This is a genomic window from Bradyrhizobium sp. UFLA05-108 (assembly GCF_059803455.1).
The window spans coordinates 1-17,272 of record NZ_JBANAZ010000092.1; the positions used below are offsets into that span (position 1 = coordinate 1).

At 66.0% G+C, this 17,272-nt stretch carries 19 protein-coding genes; 9 read left to right on the forward strand and 10 right to left on the reverse strand.

The window, feature by feature from the left end; all coding sequences use genetic code 11:
• On the forward strand, positions 1-322 hold a 322-nt coding region (locus SO140_RS40580), incomplete at its 5' end, for a hypothetical protein (protein ID WP_498543913.1).
• Between the two features lie 186 nt (positions 323-508).
• Here SO140_RS40580 and SO140_RS40585 read toward each other — a convergent pair.
• The gene (locus SO140_RS40585) at positions 509-1,333 is read right to left on the reverse strand and encodes a dienelactone hydrolase family protein (RefSeq protein ID WP_449376799.1); all 825 of its coding nucleotides are present in this window, start codon (positions 1,331-1,333) and stop codon (positions 509-511) included.
• A 185-nt stretch (positions 1,334-1,518) separates the two neighbouring features.
• Here SO140_RS40585 and SO140_RS40590 point away from each other — a divergent pair, with 185 nt between their 5' ends.
• Positions 1,519-1,746: a DUF2093 domain-containing protein gene (locus SO140_RS40590; protein ID WP_449376800.1), complete on the forward strand. Its 228-nt coding sequence runs from the start codon at positions 1,519-1,521 to the stop codon at positions 1,744-1,746.
• A 233-nt stretch (positions 1,747-1,979) separates the two neighbouring features.
• Here the strand turns inward: SO140_RS40590 and lpxK are convergent, their stop codons facing one another.
• Genes lpxK through SO140_RS40620 form a run of 6 tightly spaced genes read right to left on the reverse strand, consistent with a single transcriptional unit; the run spans position 1,980 to position 7,506 of the window.
• Positions 1,980-2,996 carry a tetraacyldisaccharide 4'-kinase gene (lpxK, locus tag SO140_RS40595; protein ID WP_449376801.1) on the reverse strand — a complete coding sequence of 339 codons (1,017 nt, stop codon included), beginning with the start codon at positions 2,994-2,996 and terminating at the stop codon, positions 1,980-1,982.
• Entirely contained in the window at positions 2,989-4,323 is a 1,335-nt protein-coding gene (locus SO140_RS40600) for a 3-deoxy-D-manno-octulosonic acid transferase (protein ID WP_449376802.1), read from the reverse strand. The genes lpxK and SO140_RS40600 overlap by 8 nt, the downstream gene beginning before the upstream one ends.
• Positions 4,286-4,999 carry a lysophospholipid acyltransferase family protein gene (locus tag SO140_RS40605; protein ID WP_449376803.1) on the reverse strand — a complete coding sequence of 238 codons (714 nt, stop codon included), beginning with the start codon at positions 4,997-4,999 and terminating at the stop codon, positions 4,286-4,288. The genes SO140_RS40600 and SO140_RS40605 overlap by 38 nt, the downstream gene beginning before the upstream one ends.
• Positions 4,996-5,244, reverse strand: a complete 249-nt coding sequence (locus SO140_RS40610; protein WP_449376804.1) for a DUF4170 domain-containing protein — start codon at positions 5,242-5,244, stop codon at positions 4,996-4,998. Before SO140_RS40610 ends, SO140_RS40605 begins: the two co-directional genes overlap by 4 nt.
• Before the next feature lie 59 nt (positions 5,245-5,303).
• On the reverse strand, positions 5,304-6,122 hold the full coding sequence (locus SO140_RS40615) for a 3'(2'),5'-bisphosphate nucleotidase CysQ (RefSeq protein ID WP_449376805.1): 819 nt from the start codon (positions 6,120-6,122) through the stop codon (positions 5,304-5,306).
• Positions 6,109-7,506 (reverse strand): TldD/PmbA family protein, encoded by a 1,398-nt coding sequence (locus SO140_RS40620; protein ID WP_449376806.1) that lies wholly within the window; start codon positions 7,504-7,506, stop codon positions 6,109-6,111. The genes SO140_RS40615 and SO140_RS40620 overlap by 14 nt, the downstream gene beginning before the upstream one ends.
• 279 nt (positions 7,507-7,785) lie before the next feature.
• Between SO140_RS40620 and SO140_RS40625 the strand changes: the two genes are divergently transcribed.
• Positions 7,786-8,304 (forward strand): DUF6101 family protein, encoded by a 519-nt coding sequence (locus SO140_RS40625; protein WP_449376807.1) that lies wholly within the window; start codon positions 7,786-7,788, stop codon positions 8,302-8,304.
• 96 nt (positions 8,305-8,400) lie between these two features.
• On the opposite strand, the gene ubiA is transcribed toward SO140_RS40625, so the two are convergent.
• Both ubiA and SO140_RS40635 read right to left on the reverse strand, forming a co-directional pair.
• Positions 8,401-9,357: a 4-hydroxybenzoate octaprenyltransferase gene (gene ubiA / locus SO140_RS40630; protein WP_449376808.1), complete on the reverse strand. Its 957-nt coding sequence runs from the start codon at positions 9,355-9,357 to the stop codon at positions 8,401-8,403.
• A gap of 136 nt (positions 9,358-9,493) precedes the next feature.
• A complete protein-coding gene (locus tag SO140_RS40635; RefSeq protein WP_449376809.1) occupies positions 9,494-10,159 on the reverse strand; it encodes a hypothetical protein in 666 nt (221 codons plus the stop codon).
• A 211-nt stretch (positions 10,160-10,370) separates the two neighbouring features.
• Here SO140_RS40635 and SO140_RS40640 point away from each other — a divergent pair, with 211 nt between their 5' ends.
• The 6 genes from SO140_RS40640 to SO140_RS40665 all read left to right on the forward strand — a co-directional run bounded on the left by SO140_RS40640 (position 10,371) and on the right by SO140_RS40665 (position 16,315).
• Positions 10,371-11,126, forward strand: a complete 756-nt coding sequence (locus SO140_RS40640) for a 16S rRNA (uracil(1498)-N(3))-methyltransferase (protein WP_474802408.1) — start codon at positions 10,371-10,373, stop codon at positions 11,124-11,126.
• Between the two features lie 122 nt (positions 11,127-11,248).
• Complete coding sequence (locus SO140_RS40645; RefSeq protein WP_449376810.1) at positions 11,249-12,397, forward strand: ATP phosphoribosyltransferase regulatory subunit; 1,149 nt, start codon at positions 11,249-11,251, stop codon at positions 12,395-12,397.
• Positions 12,398-12,400: 3 nt separating this feature from the next.
• Positions 12,401-13,378 (forward strand): ATP phosphoribosyltransferase, encoded by a 978-nt coding sequence (gene hisG, locus SO140_RS40650; protein WP_449376811.1) that lies wholly within the window; start codon positions 12,401-12,403, stop codon positions 13,376-13,378.
• Between the two features lie 99 nt (positions 13,379-13,477).
• Entirely contained in the window at positions 13,478-14,524 is a 1,047-nt protein-coding gene (locus SO140_RS40655; RefSeq protein ID WP_449376812.1) for a glycosyltransferase family 2 protein, read from the forward strand.
• The gene (locus SO140_RS40660; protein ID WP_449376813.1) at positions 14,521-15,369 is read left to right on the forward strand and encodes a ChbG/HpnK family deacetylase; all 849 of its coding nucleotides are present in this window, start codon (positions 14,521-14,523) and stop codon (positions 15,367-15,369) included. Before SO140_RS40655 ends, SO140_RS40660 begins: the two co-directional genes overlap by 4 nt.
• 124 nt (positions 15,370-15,493) lie before the next feature.
• Positions 15,494-16,315: a DUF2076 domain-containing protein gene (locus tag SO140_RS40665; RefSeq protein ID WP_498543914.1), complete on the forward strand. Its 822-nt coding sequence runs from the start codon at positions 15,494-15,496 to the stop codon at positions 16,313-16,315.
• 70 nt (positions 16,316-16,385) lie between these two features.
• Here SO140_RS40665 and SO140_RS40670 read toward each other — a convergent pair whose 3' ends face one another.
• Positions 16,386-17,186: a L,D-transpeptidase gene (locus tag SO140_RS40670; RefSeq protein WP_449376815.1), complete on the reverse strand. Its 801-nt coding sequence runs from the start codon at positions 17,184-17,186 to the stop codon at positions 16,386-16,388.
• Positions 17,187-17,272: the final 86 nt, after the last annotated feature.

A 17,272-nucleotide genomic window follows, 5' to 3' on the forward strand; every position in this document is an offset into this window, starting at 1 on the left:
ATTCAGCAACCTCAGTCTGGCCTCAGACCCGGTCGCTATCCACTCCCCATGGAATCTTCGCTGCGCTCGCAATGACGAAGTGCGAGCAATAGCACCCGCTATCGCAAGTCCAGAACGCGTTGCTATGCACTTCGCGCTGCAGCGAGAGCCGGCGATCTACCGGCAGGACAATCCGGCATCGATCGTGGTCCAGAAGCCGCAATGTTCCGGTGCAGCCATCGGCGCGCCGGCGTGGGCCTCAAAGAGCAGGATCGCGATGGTGAAGACGACCAGTGCGGAGGAAAACAGGAAGAAGCGGTTCATCATGATGAATGGCGTTTAGCTGACATCATGGTCGAACTATGACCGGCGACGCTGAATGAAACCTGAAACCGGCGCGTTACACGATTCGTAGCTCTACGCTGTCGGCCATGACGACCTGTGCAGGGCGGTGCTCGATGCGGGGCTGTCCGCTACGACGTTGTTCCTCGGGCGGCCCCGCTTGGGGAACTGCCGGCCCGCCCTCCCCTCACCGCGCCAGCCATTCCGCGACCTGCTTCTGCGAATCCGCGCGGGCCTCGGTGTCGGTTCCGACATGGCCGCGATCGGGCGTTGCCACGTCGGGGCTGGTGGCAGGCGCGTGCAGCGGGAGGTTGGCGCGGTCGAAATCGTGATAGGCGCCGGGATAGACCACGATGCGTGCGAGCGCGCTGCGGCCGTAGGCGCCGTCCACCATCTGGCGGCAGGCCGGCGGCGAGGAGATGTCATCCTTGCCGCCGATCAGGAGCAGAGTCGGCACGCGCGTGCTCCAGCCGAGCCCCGCCGAAATGCGGCAGTCCGGATAGAACGCGATCGCGGCGCGAAAATCCGGCGCACCATCGCGGCCGGCGTTTTGCGGGCGCACGGCCCAGAGCAGCGCGCTCGCACCATTGGCCCAACCGATCAGGCTGACGCGATCGCGCGCGACCCAGGGCTGCTTCATCAGCCAGCCGCGTGCCGCCGCGATGTCGGCAACGCGCTCGCGCCGCGCCTTGACGTGCACGTCCTTGACGCGGCATTGCGGCCCGACTTCGCGCGAGCCGTAGCTGTCGGGCCAGAGCACCGCGTTGCCGGCCTTGAGCAGTTGCTCGGTCCAGTCGCGGTAGCGCGGCAGCACGGGATCGGAATGACCGCCAAGGCCGCCGCAGCCGTGCAGCGCGATCACGGTCGGAAACGGGCCATCGCCATCGGGCTTGTAGAGCTGCGCGTGCAGTGCTCCCGAGCCAAGCGGAATCTCGATCGCCTGCGGCGCGGGCGCGGCGCGCGCGACCGACATCAGGAGCATTGCGAAGAGAATGGTGAACGGAAGGCGCATCGGAGACTGCCGGGTCATGAGCGGACCGGGACCAACGATCCTTCGCAGCAAAATTATCACGCGGAAATGCCTGCAAAACATCACAAATCGGTGGGTTTAACGGGCGGACAAGCGACCCCATCTATGCTAGATTGAAATCAACCAAATCACGCCCCTCACGCGGGCTTCCACGGAGACGATCGACCGTGCTGAACAAGTTCGGCCCCTCGGGCCATGGCGAGGCGCAGGTGCAATATCTGGACGGCGATTTTCGCGTGATCTCGCCGGGGACTTATGTGCGCTGCGCCGTGACCGACACGCGGATCCCTCTCGACGAGCTGAAATACTGGAGCGTCGACCTGCAAGAGGCCTACGCCCAACCGACCGCCGTGCTGCAACGGCATTTTCCGCGCGCGCTGACGTCGCAGGAGTGATGGCCGCGCTGGCGGCGACGGCGATGGACGACAGTTCACGCGAATTCTCCCGTTCGAGCCTGCATCGATAGGCAGCATTCGATGAATGGCGGCTGAATGGGGATTGCGCAGGGTGGGCAAAGGCGCGCAGCGCCGTGCCCACCATCTTTCCCTAACCGAGACAGAAAGTGGTGGGCACGCTTCGCTTTGCCCACCCTACAAACTGCAATTCAGCGCCCGCTACAAACTGCAATTCAGCGCGCCGCGAACCTGCTCTCTCTTGCCCTGAACAGGCGGTCGCTGACGAAACGGCGCAGGCCCGGCATATCGTCGAATTCGAGCGTGACGGCGAACGACACGATGTCGGGGCTGAGGCCCGCCATGCCGCGCAGGCGCGCGAGGTCCTTCTCGGTGGTGACGAGCGTGAGCTGCTCGCGTCTTGCCTCATCCACCATCGCATCGATCTCGGCCTTCGAGAACATGTGATGATCGGCGAAAGGATGCGCGCGCGCGACGTCGATGCCACTGGCACGCAGCGTCCGGAAGAAGCGCTCGGGATCGCCGATTCCGGCAAAGGCGAGCACCGGCTTGCCGAACAGCCGCGCGACCGATACAGCCTCCGGCTTCAGACGCGCGCGCAGCACCGGTTTTCCGCGCGCGGCGATTTCGGCGGCGATGCCGTCCACGGCCTGTCCGTCGCCGATCAGAACAAGCGCGTCGGTGCGCGACATCTGCATCTTCAGCGGCGCGCGCAGGGGCCCTGCGGGAAACACCTCGCCGTTGCCGATCCCGCGCACGCCGTCGATCACGATGAGCGAGGCATCCTTCTGGATGCGCGGATTCTGAAAGCCGTCGTCCATCAGGATCACGGTCGCGCCCTGCGACCTCGCAAGCGCAACACCACTGATGCGGTCGCGCGCCACCGCGACCGGCACCTCGCGCACCATCATCAGCGGCTCGTCGCCGACATCGGCCGCGCTGTGCCTGGCAGCATCGACTATCACCGGGCCCTGCAAGCGCCCGCCATAGCCGCGGCTGAGCACGACCGGAGCTTCGCCGAGCGCGCGCAAGAGTTTGGTCAGGGCCAGCACCGTCGGCGTCTTGCCGGCGCCCCCGACATGATAGTTACCGACGCAGAGCACGGGAATGCCGGCATCAAAGCCCTTGCGCATCATGCGGCGCTCCGCGACCGCGCCATAGAGCGCACCGAGCGGCCGTAAAAGATGCGACTTGAACGAACGTGGCCGGTACCAGAAGGCCGGCTCACGCATTGGCGGCTCCCATCTCGAGCCGGAGCTGAAGCAGATAGGGTTCGAGGGCCACGAGCGTGCGATCCAGCGCGCCGCCGAGCTGCTCCACCACGCCATGGCCGGCGCGCTGCATCTTGTCGCGCACGGCGGGATCCGCGAGCAACTGGCCGAGCTGCTTCACCAGCGCCTCCTGGCTGTCGGCGACGCGCGCGCCGCCGCTTTGGTCGAGCGCCTCATAGAGCTCGCTGAAGTTGGAGACGTTCGGCCCGTGGACGATGGCGGCGCCGAGCTTGATCGCCTCGATCGGATTCTGGCCGCCATGCCCGATCAGCGATTTGCCCATGAACACGATCGGAGACAGGCGGTAGAACAGGCCGAGCTCGCCCATGGTGTCGGCGACATAGATGTCGGTCGCAGCCGTCGGCAGCTCCTCGCGCGAGCGCTGGCCCGGCTTCAGGCCCGCGGCCGTGATCAACCCCGATATCGACGAGCCGCGATCCGGATGACGCGGCACGATCACGGTCAGCAGCGAAGGAAAGAAACCAGTGAGCGTGCGATGCGCCGAGATCAGCATCTCGTCCTCGCCCGGATGGGTCGAGGCCGCGACGATGATGGGACGTCCCCGCGTCACCGCCATCAGCCGCTCGAGCTTTGCGGGATCTGCGGGCGGGGCCGGCACGTCGAGCTTGAGGTTGCCCGTGATCGCGACGTTCTGGCTGCCGAGCGCGGCAAAGCGCTCCGCATCGGTCTTCGACTGCGCGAGGCAGATGTCGAACTTGGAGAGCAGCGCCGAGATCGTGCCCTGCACCCGCCGCCAGCGCGGGAAGGAACGCGGCGACATCCGCCCGTTGATCAGGACCATCGGCACGCGCCGCGCGGCGCCCGCCAGAATCAGGTTCGGCCACAGATCGGATTCGATGAACAAAGCGAGCGACGGCTGCCAGTGATCGAGGAAGCGCGCGACATAGCGCGGCGAGTCATACGGCACGTATTGATGGATGACGTCGGGCGGAAAGCGCTTGGCCACCATCGCGGCCGAGGTCACCGTGCCCGATGTCAGCAGGATCCGCAAATTGAGGTCGCGTAGCCGCTCGACGAGCGCCGCTGCGGCCAGCACCTCGCCGACGCTGGCGCCGTGGATCCAGACCAGCGGGCCATGCGGCCGCACGTCCTCGCTGAGGCCGCGCCGTTCGCCGACGCGGGCCGGGTCTTCCTTGCCCTGCTTGAGCCGGCGCTTGATCAGCGCAGGCGCGAGCGGCACCAGGCCGGACGACAGCCGCTGGTACATCCGCAGCGTCATCGGCAGCGAATTAGGCATGGTCCGGTTCCGGGCGGCCGAGTTGGGCATAGGCGAGGCGGGTCGCTTCGTTCAACGTCTCCTCCAGCTCCTGCCGCAGCGCCTCCATGGTGGCGGCGTCGGCGTCCGGAGGGACGTTGATTTCCTTGATGCCCACCAATGCGCCTCGCCCAAATGGCAAATTGATGGTGGTGCGATCCCAGTTCTTGAGCCGGATGAAGCGGCTGGTCGCCATCGCGAAAGGCATGATCGGCCGCCCCGATTCCCGTGCCAGCATGATGATGCCGAGCCCGGCGACGCGCGCGCGCTTCGGGACATCGGCCGTCAATGCCACATTATAGTTGTCCTGGAGCGCCTGCACCATTTCCCTGAAAGCGCCGACGCCACCTTTACGGTGGAAGGCGCCGCCATGGTCGCCGGAGCCGCGGATGGTGCCGATGCCGAGCCGCTCCACCGCGATGGCGTTGAACTCGCCGTCGCGATGCCGCGAGATCAGCACCTTGGCCCGGTAGGACTCCTTGTTCTTGATGAACGGCGTCAGGAAATGCTGACCGTGCCAGAAGGCGAAGATCGCCGGGATCCGTGGCTCGACCTGGCCGTAGACGTCTGGCGGATCGAACGTAAACTTGTTGGTCCGCCAGACCAGACGCAGATATTCGGCCGCCAGGAAACCGGCGGCACGCTGAACGAAGCTGCTTCGCAGCGTATTGCGAAGCAGTCTCTTCAACGCGCCGGCTTCGGTTCTTGACCCGGGTCGAGCAGCCGGTGGAGATGGACGATGAAATAACGCATCTGCGCATTGTCGACCGTGCTCTGCGCCTTGGCCCGCCAGGCGGCGTGAGCGGTCGCATAGTTCGGGTAGAGGCCGACGATCTCGACGTCGTCCAGATTCTTGAACGTGTTGTGTTCGAGGTCGACGAGCTCGCCGCCGATGACGAGATGGAGCAGTTGTTGCGGGGCGCTATCTGACATGGGTTCTCTTCCTAACGGGCTGCCCGGCAAGCAGTGATCGATAAGCACGACGGACGCGCTCAGGGCAAGGGGCGCTTTCGAAAATGTGCGACAATGTTTGCATGACGGTCGCGGCCCGCGGCCACCAGCACCCCGTGCGCCACTTCCCGGCGATTATAGAGGAGGGGATCTCCGGAGAGGTCGCTCATCCTACCATCCGCTTCCTGCACGATCAAATCGGCCGCCGCAAGGTCCCAGTCATGGCTGTTGCCCCCCGCAAAAGCCGCATCGAGCGCGCCATGGGCAACCCGGCAGAGGCGGAGCGCCAGCGAACCGATTCGCGGATGCAGCTTGATCTCGCCCAGTGACGGCTTGAGGCGCTCGACCAGCGGCTTCGGTCCGGCAACCCGGGAGAAATCGAGCTCTGAGCCTTCCGTCGCCCGCACCGGCACATCGTTCAAGGTCGTGCCGCGTCCGCGCGCGGCGAAGAAGAACTCGCCGCTCGTCGGCGCAAAGACAGCGGCGAGAATGGGCGATGCATCCTCGACCAGGGCCACGCTGACGCACCAGTCGTCATGACCATTGAGATAGTTGCGCGTGCCGTCGATGGGATCGACGACCCAGACCAGCCGCCGCTTCAGCCGCGTCTCGTCGTCGGCGCTCTCCTCCGAGAGCCAGCCATAGTCAGGTGTCGCACCGCGCAGGCGCGCCTCGAGGAGATCGTTGACGGCGATGTCGGCTTCGGAGACCGGCGAGGAGGCGCCCTTGATCCACTTCTTCAGCTCGGTGCGGAACATCGCATGAGCGAGGCTCCCTGCTTCCCGCACCGTCTCCTTCAGCAGCGCCGCGTCGCGTGTCAGGATGGTCTCGCCGATCGTGCTCGCGTCAACGTCCGCCAAGCGTCAGACCCTCGATGCGCACCGTGGGCGCATTGATACCGTAGCGGAACTCGAGATCGTTGGCCGGCTGCATTGATTTGAAAATCTCGAACAGATGGCCCGCGATCGTGACCTCGCTGACGGGATAGGTGGTCTTGCCGTTCTCGATCCAGAAGCCCGAGGCGCCGCGGCTGTAGTCGCCGGTGACGCCGTTGACGCCGGAGCCGATCAGGTCGGTGACGTAGAAGCCCTGCTTGATGTCGGAGATCAGCTCGGCCGGCGTCGGCGTTCCCGCTTCGAGATGCAGATTGTACGGCCCCGGCGAGGGCGAGGAGGAGACGCCGCGATGGGCGTGGCCGGTGGTCTGAAGCCCGAGCTCGCGCGCGGTCGCGCAGTCGAGCAGCCAGGTCGTCAGCACGCCCTCGTCGACCAGCGCCTGGCTCTTCACCGCGACGCCCTCGGCGTCGAAGGTCTGCGAGCGCAGGCCGCGCTTGCGCAGCGGATCGTCGATGATGCGGATGTTCCTGGCAAAGAGCTGCTGGCCGAGCTTGTTCTTCAAGAAGCTGGTCTTGCGCGCGATCGAGGCGCCATTGATGGCGCCGACGAGATGGCCGACCAGCGAGCCCGCGACGCGCGGATCGAACACGACGGGTACCTTGCAGGTCTCGACCTTGCGCGGATTGAAGCGCGCCACGGTGCGCTCGCCCGCGGAGCGGCCGACCGTTTCGGGCGACAGCAGATCGGCGGCATGCGGCGCCGAAGTGAAATCGTAGTCGCGCTCCATGCTCGTGCCTTCGCCGGTAATCGCGGTCGCCGAGATGCCCTGGCTGGAGCGGAGGTAAGAGCCTTGGAAGCCGGTGCTCGTCACCAGCACCATGCCGCCGATGCCGGCGGAGGCCGACGCGCCGCCGGATTTCGTCACGCCTGTCACGGCGAGCGCGGCGGCTTCGGCTTCCAGCGCGCGCCGCTCGAGCTCGGCGGTGGCGGGCACGTTGGGATCGAGCAGGTCGAGATCGGGGAAGTCGCGCGCCAGCAGCGCGGGATCGGCGAGGCCGACATATTTGTCGAGCGGGGCGACCTTCGCCATCGCAACCGCGCGTTCCGCGAGCTTGGTCACGGCGTCGCCGCTGACGTCATTGGTCGAGACCACCGCCTGGCGCTGGCCGACCAGCACGCGCAGGCCGACATCATCGCCCTCGGAACGCTCGGATTCCTCGACGCGGCCGTCGCGGACCTCGACGCCCTGCGAGATGCCGCGCACGGCGACGGCATCGGCCGCGTCCGCGCCGGCACGCTTGGCTGCCTCAACCAGCCGCTGCGCGAGATCTGACAGCGCGGATTGATCGAAAAGGTCGCGGTTGGCCTTGGACGAAAGCGTCGAGCTTGCGGATGGTGAAGCGTTCACGAACGAAATCCTGTCGGGATTGGCGGTTTCGAAGCCAGTTGCGGCCAAACCAACCAGATGTGCCCAATTGGAGCGGACTTCAAGCATTTTCAGGTCACGAAAAGCTCAGATTCTCGCCTTTCGCGCAACGTCCCGTCAATCATGCGCGCCAAGGTCTTGTCAATCATGCTGGGCGGTGACGCCTCCTTAACCAGCCTTTTTAAGCCGTTTCAGCAACCTGTCGCGCTAAGGTCCTCGCATCGACCGGGAACATAATCCCGGCGGGGAGACTTACGAGCCGTGAGGCGTCAAACAGCAACAAGCGGGGCCAATCCCGCCGGGTCGAGCCGCTCCTTGCGGCTCGACCCTCTTTCTCTGCCGGTCCGTTTCGATGCGCATGATCCGCGCGCCGACGGCCACGTCAGGCACATCGAGCTTCATCGCGAACGCGTCGTGCTGCGCCGTGCCGTGCGCGGCATGCAGATGGCCGTCAATGTCCGCGTCAGCGATTTCATCGGCATTGCGCTACGCGGCATCGACGACGCGCAAATGCTCGTCCTCGTGCATCGCGATCCTTCGCTTGCCGTTCCGCTTCTCGTCAGCGCCGACGCCGACGAGATCGCGAAGGCATGGACGATGTGGAGCGAGATCTTCGCCCTGCCCCAGCTGGACGAAGCCAAACGCGATCCCGCAGCCCGGCGCCGCCGCCGCAACGCGATCCGCGATCGCCGTCCGAAATTTCTGGTACGCCGGCGCGCCGGCGTCGCGCGCGAGCTGCCGGTCCATCGCGACGAGCGCGAGATCATCGCGAGGAATTGACGGTGCCATAGGGTGGGCAAAGCGAAAGCGTGCGCACCTCTTCTGTCGCAATCGTGGAAAGATGGTGGGCACGGCGCAAGCGCGCCTTTGCCCGCCCTACGATGCCCGCATCACCGCGTCGGCAAGCAGCCCCGCAAACAGCAGCAACCCCGCATGCTTGTTCGACTTGAACAGGCGAAGGCAGAGCGCCCCGTCGCTGATGTTCAACCGCTTGACCTGCCAGGCCAGATGCGCGGCAAAGGCGGCGAGCCCGAGCCAAGCCGGCCAGCGTACGTCCGCGGAGGCAAAGGCGACGCCGATCAGCATCACCGCGAGCCCGTAGAACATGATCAGCGCCTGATGCGTGTGCGCGCCGAACAGGCGTGCGGTGGACTTGACGCCGATCAGCGCATCGTCTTCGGCGTCCTGATGCGCATAGATCGTGTCATAGCCGATCACCCAGGCGATCGAACCGGCGTAAAGCACGAGCGCCGTCGGATCGACGCGCGCGAAGGTGACGGCAAAGCCCATCAGCGCGCCCCAGGAGAAAGCGAGGCCGAGGAAGACCTGCGGCCACCAGGTGACGCGCTTCATGAAGGGATAGATGGCGACGATCACGAGAGAGGCGATGCCGGTCATGACCGCAAAGCGGTTGAACTGGAGCAGCACGATGAGGCCGACCAGCGCCTGCGCGACCAGGAAGGCCAGCGCCTGCTTCACGGTGATTTGTCCCGCGGGCAGCGGCCGCGAGCGCGTGCGCTCGACCCTGGCATCGAGGTCGCGGTCGGTGATGTCGTTCCAGGCGCAGCCGGCGCCGCGCATGACGAAGGCACCGATGAAGAACAGGACGATCGTAAGCGGCAGATGACGAACATCGCGTGCGATGCCGGCGGCCAACGCCGCCGACCACCAGCACGGCATCAACAGCAGCCAGGAGCCGATCGGGCGATCGTAGCGGGACAGCCGCAAATAAGGCTGCGCCCATTGCGGCGCGATTGTATCGACCCAGTTGCCGGTGGAATCGGCAACGCGGGCGGATGCGCTAGTGCCCGGTTTTCGAAGTTCGTATTCCATCGCAATGCATTCCGGTACGAACTTCGAAAACTATAAGATCACTCGCTAGAAATCATAGTTCACGTGCCGCCGATTTGAAGTTCCGATGAGGTCTCGCGGCAAGCACCGTAGGAACTTCAAATCCGCGGCACACGCCTCATCGGGTCAGGACGTTGCCGTTGAGCGTGTCGAAGGTGTTGCCGCCCTTCTTGGCGGCGTTGGCTTCGGGCGCCGACCCGGAGCCCACCACTTCGCTCAGGGATGGGCCGGCCGGCCCGCGCTGCTTGATCTGCTGCGCCACCTGGCAGACCTTGTTCTGCATGCCCTCGCTGTTCTTGTGCCCGGCCTTCAACTGCTCGCTGATCTGCTGAGGAATTCCGCATTTGGCGGCGTTGGCCTCGACATATCTCATCATCTTCACTTCGGCCTGGACGAAACTGCCAATCAGCTTGCAGGCCTCATCCGGCGGCGCATGGCGATCGCTTGCGGCTTTGATCAGCTTGCCGCGCTTCTCCGTCTCGTCCCGCAGCGCCATGAAGGCCTTCATGCACTGCTCGGCGCCGGCGCTGGGCGCGCTCGGCGACGCGGCGCTGAAGCCGCCCCCGCCGACCGGCGGGGCGCCATTGGTCGGGAACGAAGCCTGCGGTGGGGCCCCGATGCTGGCGACCGGCGCGCGGCCGTTGACCGGCGGAAAAGCGGAATCGTTCGCGGGGGCCGCAGCCTGGCCGGGCAGCGGCGCGGGGAACGCGCTCTGCGCCTGGACGCTGGCCGCGCCCATCGCCACCATGGCGGCAGTGATCGGAACCATCAAACGACGGATCATCAAGGCTGTATCTCCGGCAGGATCCACAGGGGGGGGTGGCGCCTTCCCAATTGAAGCGCAACCGGCGTTTTCGCGCTTTTACGATTCCTGCCGGACCTTAACAACCCCTCGAATAGGGCAAGAGCGCGGCGCGGGGACGCACGCTGAAGGCAATATTTACCCCCAAATCCCTGCTTTCGGTTAAGAACGCCGCAAACCGGACCCTGAACGCATGCCTTCCCACGACTTCCGTGCCCCCCGCCTGTTCGTCGAGGCCGACCTCATCCAGGACGCCCGGGTCGCGCTCGACCGTGACCAGAGCAATTACCTCGGCAACGTGCTGCGGCTTGGCGCCGGCGATCCCATCCTGGCGTTCAACGGCCGCGACGGCGAATGGCAGGCCGCGATCGAGGGCCGCAAACGCCCCGATGCCCTGGTGATCCTCCAGCAGACCCGCACGCAGGATAACCTGCCTGACCTCGCCTACGTCTTCGCTCCGCTCAAGCATGCGCGGCTGGATTACGTCGTCCAGAAAGCGGTGGAGATGGGCGCCTCGACCCTCCAACCGGTGGTGACCCGCTTTACCCAGGCCTCGCGCGTCAATGGCGAGCGCATGCGCGCCAACGTCATCGAAGCGGCCGAGCAGTGCGGCATCCTGAGCCTTGCGACCGTGGCCGATCTGGTTCCGCTCGAGCGCTTCCTCAGCCAGCGCGCCGCACAGCGGCTCCTGGTGTTTTGCGACGAGGCGGCGGAGACAGAAAACCCGATCGAGGCCCTGAAAACGGCGCGCGATGCGGCTCAGGGCATCGACGTGCTGATCGGCCCCGAGGGCGGATTTGCCGAGGAGGAGCGCGTCCTGGTGCTGCGCCAGCCCCATACCCTGCGCCTGGCCCTGGGTCCGCGGATCCTGCGGGCCGATACCGCGGCGGTAGCGGCCCTTGCACTCGTCCAGTCCGTGCTCGGCGATTGGGGCGGCCATCCCGGCTAGGTGACCATTAAGCCATTGGTCCATTGGAGGTCGAAACCGTCATCGGGCCATGCTAAGGGGCTGCGCCAACACGCGACCTCACCTTGCCCGCCCCGGTCCCGCCGGGACAAACGGACCTCATCATGACCGCGACTGCCACCTCAAATGCTGCCGGCTCCGCCGCCTGGGCGGATACGCTGCTGTTGTCGTTCGCGCAGGCCGGTTACGTCCACGCCGAGCCCCCGATTCTCCAGCCGGCCGAGCCGTTCCTGGATCTCTCCGGCGAGGACATCCGCAAGAGCCTGTACCTCACCACCGACCCGACCGGCGAGGAACTCTGCCTGCGCCCGGACCTGACGATTCCCGTGGCCCGCGATTACCTCGCCTCGGGAAGCGCCGGCGAGCCCGCGGGCTTCAGCTATCTCGGCCCGGTGTTTCGCTACCGGAGCGGCCGTCCGAGCGAGTTCCTGCAAGCCGGCATCGAATCCTTCGGCCGCCAGGACCGCGCCGCGGCCGACGCCGAGATGCTCGCACTGGCGCTGGAGGCGACCGCAGCCTTCGGCGTTCGCGACGTCGAGATCCGCACCGGCGACGTGGCTCTGTTCAATGCCGTGATCGACGCGCTCGACCTATTTCCGGTCTGGCGGCGCCGGCTGATCAAGGATTTCAATCGCAAGATCAGCCTCGAGCAGGATCTGGGACGCCTCTCGATTGCAACCGCCACCACCCGCAACGAATATGAGGGAGTGCTGGCGGCCCTAGCCGGCTCCGACCGCAAGGCGGCGCTTGCGCTGGTCACCGACCTGATGTCGATCGCCGGTACCACCAATGTCGGGGGCCGCACGACGGCCGAAATCGCCGACCGCTTCCTGGAGCAATCCACCCTGAAGAGCGGCGCCCTGCCGCCCGAGGCGCTGACCGTGCTCAAGCGCTTCCTGTCGATCTCAGGCAATCCGGATCAGGCGGTCGCCGAGCTGCGCGCGCTCGCCCTGGACACCAGGCTGGATATCTCGGCGGCGATCGACCTGTTCGAGAACCGCGTCGGCTTCATGGCCGCGCGCGGCATCGACGTGAAGGAGACGCGTTTCTCGACCTCGTTCGGACGCGGTCTCGACTACTACACCGGCTTCGAGTTCGAAGTGCATCACAGGGGCAATGGCGTTGAGCCGCTGGTCGCTGGCGGCCGCTACGACGGCCTGATGACCCAGCTCGGATCGCAGACGCCGATCCCCGCGGTCGGCTTCTCGGTCTGGGTCGATGCGCTCGCCACGATCGGCCGCAAGGGAGCTTAAGTCATGAGCGCGCCGTTCGTTCTGGCCGTTCCGTCCAAGGGCCGCCTCCAGGAAAACGCCGAAGCCTTTTTCGCCCGCGCAGGGCTGACGCTGTCGAAGGCGGGCGGTGCGCGCGATTATCGCGGCACCATCGCCGGCCTCGACAATGTCGAGATCGCCTATCTCTCGGCCAGCGAGATCGCCTCGCAGCTGGCCCGCGGCATGGCGCATCTCGGCGTCACCGGCGAGGATCTGGTGCACGAGAACATTGCGGATGCCGACAAGCGCGTCGCGCTGATCGAGCGGCTCGGCTTCGGCTATGCCGACGTCGTGGTCGCCGTGCCGCAGGCCTGGATCGATGTCCGCACCATGGCCGATCTCGACGACGTCACCACCGGCTTCCGCGAGCAGCACCACCGGCGGATGCGGGTCGCGACCAAGTTCATCAACCTCACGCGGGCGTTCTTTTCGAGCCACGGCATCGTCGACTACCGGATCGTCGAAAGCACCGGCGCGACCGAAGGCGCGCCTGCGGCCGGTACCGCCGAGCTGATCGTCGACATCACCACGACCGGCGCCACGCTTGCCGCCAATGGCCTGAAGATCCTCGACGACGGTGTCATGCTGCGCAGCCAGGCCAATCTGGTCGCCTCCAGGGACGCCGACTGGTCGCCGGAGGCGCGGGAGACGGCGCGCGTGATCCTCGATCACATCGCGGCCCGGGCGCGGGCAAACCAATACCGCGAGGTCCGCACCCGCTTCCGGCAGTGCGATGCACCATTGCTGAGCGAGGCCCACCGGAATTTCGGCGTGGAAGCGCCGTTCGGCGGGCCGACCTCGTCGGGGATGTTGACGCTGCACTGTCCACCCGCAAAACTCTATGCGCTGGCGAGTTTCCTGCGCGACCATGGCGCCGAGACCGTCTCGGTGGTCTCGCTCGACTACGTCTTCGACCGCGAGAACCCGCTGTTCGCCAAGCTCGAGGCGTTCCTGCGGCAGTGAGGCGCGGGGATCCCTTGGGGCGCGTTCAGCGTAGCGACAGCAAACGACAGCTACCATATGCCGTTCGAACGAGTTTTGAGTGCTCTGGAACCTTGATCGATGACGCTGGGCTCTGACGTTTCCGCCCTGACCACCACCGCAACGAGCGCCGCGGCCAAAGGGCTGTCGATTGTCGTGCCGGTTTATAACGAGGCGGCGGGCCTTGCCTCGCTGCACCAGCGGCTCTGCGATCTCGCCAGGACGCTGCGGGACCGCTATCGCCTCGCTTGCGAGGTCGTCTATGTCGACGACGGCAGCGCCGATTCGACGCTTGCGATCGCCCGCGCGCTGCCGGCCGACGCGATCGATGTGCAGGTGGTGTCGCTGTCGCGCAATTTCGGCAAGGAGGCGGCGCTGATGGCCGGCCTCGACCATGCCCGCCGCGGCGCCGTGATGTTCATGGACGGCGACGGCCAGCATCCGCCGGCGCTGGTGGAACAGCTCGTCGGGCACTGGATCGATGACGGCTACGACGTTGTCTATACCGCCAAGGCGCATCGCGACAACGAGCCGTTCCTGCGCCGGCTCGCCGTGCACGGCTTCTACGCGCTGATCAATTGGGGCGCCCGGCAGAAGATCCCTGAAGACGCCGGCGACTTCCGCCTGCTGTCGCCGCGCGCAGTCGCAGCGCTGCGGCAACTGCCCGAGCGCAACCGCTTCTTCAAGGGGCTCGCAAGCTGGATCGGCTTCCGCCAGATCCGCGTCGACTACGAACCCGCGGCACGCGCCCATGGCGTGACCACCTTCAATGCGGCGCGGCTGCTCGGACTCTCGATCGAGGGCCTGACCTCGTTCTCGGTGGCCCCGTTGCGCTTTGCCAGCCTGCTCGGCGTCGTGCTCGCCGGCGTTGCCTTCCTGTTCGGCCTCTCCATCCTCTGGGAGGTCTTCACCACCGGCAAGCAGGTGCCCGGCTATCCCTCGCTCGTGGTCGGCCTGATGACGATCGGCGGCGTGCAGCTCATCATGATCGGCATCGTCGGCGAGTATATCGGCAAGATCCTGTCCGAGCTGAAGGCGCGCCCGATCTACTTCGTCGCCGAGCACAGCGAGAAGCGTGTCGAGACCGGCAACGCCGACGACGCCTCGAGCCGGACGGCGGCCGAATGAACGAAGCGGCGAAGCCGCGGCGTATCTGGCTCTGCGCCGACGATTACGGGATCAGCGCGGGCGTCAACCGCGCCATTCGCGACCTCATCGAACGCAGCCGTCTCAATGCGACATCGGTGATGATGCCGGGACCTGCAATCGGTCGCAGCGAGATCGACGCGCTGGAAGCGTCTCGGACGAAAAGCTCGCGCTGCGCGATCGGATTGCATGTCACGCTGTCGGCACCGTTCCGCCCGCTGACCATGCATTTCCGCCCGCTCGAAGGCGACATGTTCTTGGCCTTCCCAAAGCTGCTGCGTGCGGGACTGATGCGGCGGCTCGACCGTGAGATCATTTACGCGGAGGTGAAGGCTCAGCTCGCGGCCTTCACGCAGGCGTTCGGACGCGCGCCTGATTTCGTCGACGGCCATCAGCATGTGCAGCTCTTTCCGCAGGTGCGCGATGGCTTCGTCGCCGCAATCCGCGACGCCGCGCCAGAAGCCTGGGTGCGCCAGGGCGGCCGCGAGTTGCCGCTTGCACAGCGGCTCGGCTCGCCGAAAGCGCTGGTGCTGGATGTCCTGAGCGCGCAATTCCGCCGCCGCGCGCGGCAGGCCGGTCTCGCGTTCAACCCTGGCTTCGCTGGCGCCTATGATTTCACGCGCGACGAGACTGATTTCGGCAAGCTGATGGGCGAGTTCATCGCGGACCTGCCGGACGGCGGTCTCGTGATGTGTCATCCCGGCTTCGTCGACGAGACGTTGCGGAGCCTCGATCCAATGACTGATGTCCGCGAGCGCGAACACAGATACCTCGCAAGCGAGGCATTCCCTCAGCTCCTGGCAGCGAACAACGTGACATTGGCATGAAACCGCGGGCCGCAAGGGATCGGGCAGCTTGTCGCATACCGAAATTTAATCCGCGACCTACTGTTGGCGCCACAATGGAACCCTACATCTTCGGCGCGCTTGGTTCGCGCAAGGGAGATCGATCATGACGCCGCAAGAACGCCAGCTCGTCGACGAGCTTTTCGACCGGCTTTCCAAGCTTGAAAATGCACCGCGCGATCCGAATGCGATCGCCGCGATCAATGACGGCCTGAACAAGGCGCCCAACGCCATGTATGCGCTGGTGCAGACCGTTCTGCTCCAGGACGAGGCGCTGAAGCGCGCCAACGCCCGCATCCAGGAGCTGGAGGCCGCACATGCGCCTGAGCAGGCGCAGTCCGGCGGCTTCCTGGATTCCATGCGCGACACCCTGTTCGGCGGTGGCCAATCGCGCGGCTCGGTTCCGAACGTGCCGCAACGCGAGCAGCGACCGGTCTGGAACTCCGGCCAGGCGATGCAACAGGCCCAGCCGCCCGGCTACGGCCAGCCGCCTTACGGGCAGCAGCAGGGTTACGGCGCGCCGCCCTTCGGTGGTGGCGGTGGCGGCGGTTCCTTCCTTGGCACCGCGGCAGCTGCCGCGGCCGGCGTCGTCGGCGGCTCGATGCTGCTCTCCGGCATCCGCAACATGATGGGCGGGATGGGCGGATCGCATCAGGCTTTTGGCGACACCACGATCATCGAGGAGCGCGGTGGCGGCGGCAGCCCGTGGGGCGGCAGCAGCGACCAGTCCGGCGGCTCGCTCGCGCGCGATGCCGGCGTCAACGACGTCGGCTCCAACCGCGGCCGCGATGATTCCCACCAGGGCCTCTTCGACCAGGCGTCGAACGATCAGAACGACGATCAGCAGGACTACGACGACGACAACACCGACATGGCCGACGACAGCGATTTGGGCGGCGATGACGACGGCGGTAGCGATTACGCCTAAGCAACGTCACCATCAAATGCAAAACGGCCGCCTTTCGGCGGCCGTTTTCGTTTCGCGGCTCTCGCGGCGATCACATCACCACGACCCTGGTGCCGACATTGACGCGGCCATAGAGGTCGATGACATCCTCGTTGCGCATGCGGATGCAGCCGGAGGAAACGTTGGTGCCGATGGTCCAGGGCTCGTTGGAGCCGTGGATGCGGTAGAGCGACGAACCCAGATACATCGCGCGCGCGCCGAGCGGATTTTCTGGACCGCCCTCCATGTGCCGCGGCAGGTCGGGACGGCGTGCGATCATTTCCGCTGGCGGCGTCCAGGCCGGCCATTCGCGCTTGGCCGTGATCGCCTTTACGCCCGACCAGGTGAAGCCTGGGCGGCCGACGCCGATGCCGTAGCGCAGCGCCTTGCCGTTGCCTTCGACCAGATAGAGGAACTTGTTGGGCGTATCGACGACGATGGTGCCGGCGCCTTCCCTGCCCTCGTAGGCGACAAGCTGTTTTTCGAACTTCGGATCGAACTGACGCGAGCGCGGATCGACGGCTTCCGCCTGCGGCACTGCGCCCTGCATCTGCGGCTCGCCCATCGGCGGCAACTGGCGCTGGTCGTAATAGGCCGGCTGCTGCTGATACGTCGGCTGCTGCTGCGGATAGTAGCGCTGGCCCCGCTCCTCGCCGCCGAACAGGAATTCGATGAAGCCGCCGCCCATGTTGGCATTGGAGGCGACGCGCACCGGCTGCGGCGGAACCTGCGGCGCATAGAGCACGGCGGGCGGATCGGATGGCACGGTGTTGTCGAAGGCGGCGGCGCGGTCGATCCCGGCAACAAAGGTGCATGCGCTGCCGAGCAGCGCGACAGACATTTTCTTGAACATCGACGTACTCTGTACTGTTTCGTCTGGTGCGTTCATCGCGGCAGGCTCAGACTGGCCCTTCGCGATGCGGCCCACTTAAAATCAAA